The sequence below is a fragment of the Elioraea sp. genome (genome assembly GCF_051860475.1).
Taxonomy (GTDB): domain Bacteria; phylum Pseudomonadota; class Alphaproteobacteria; order Acetobacterales; family Acetobacteraceae; genus Elioraea.
Window position 1 is genome coordinate 1 of record NZ_JBHYDW010000316.1, and the last position, 576, is coordinate 576.

The following is a 576-nucleotide window of genomic DNA, read 5'->3' on the forward strand; positions in this document are numbered from 1 at the left end:
GGTGCAGCCCAGTGGCTGCCTCCAGTTCGGGATAGCTCGTGCGCTGGTAGCCCTTGGCCCAGAAGACATGCAAGGCGCGCTCGAGCGCCTGGGTCTCGTCGAAGCTGCGCGGGCGACCGGGCGCGCTGCCATGCTCGGTGTGTTCGGGGCTGGCCATCGCACCTGTTTATGCCCGATCGTACATGAATGCAAGACGGTCTGCCAGGTCGGCCCTAGCTGTGGCCGTCATGCTCTGCTCCCTGCTTCGGCCCCTGTGCTGCAACCGGCCATGGTTGGTGATGGTGGAAGAGTCAGCTGGATCGTTCAGGATCGAAGCGATCGGCTTCCTCCGTCAGCAGCTCGGTGATGTGCTGCTGCAGGATGGTCTGCAGCAGATGCGGCTCGACGCCGAGCTCGGCGGCGATCACGCCAGCGACGCGCGCCGGCCAGTTCAGCAGCGCATCGCGCATCGCCCCGGCGATCTCGTCGATCGTCGCGTCGGCCTCGGCGACGTCGACCAGCCGGCGCTTGCTCTCGTCCAGTGCGAGCCGCTGCGCCTCGACCTTCAGTGCGAGCTGCGCGCCCGTCAGCCGGGCG

General features: G+C 67.7%; 1 pseudogene. It reads right to left on the reverse strand.

Annotation, left to right across the window (positions count from 1 at the left end):
- Positions 1 to 290: 290 nt before the first annotated feature.
- Positions 291 to 576: pseudogene (locus tag ACTIFU_RS23970) on the reverse strand (hypothetical protein); the annotation flags it as partial.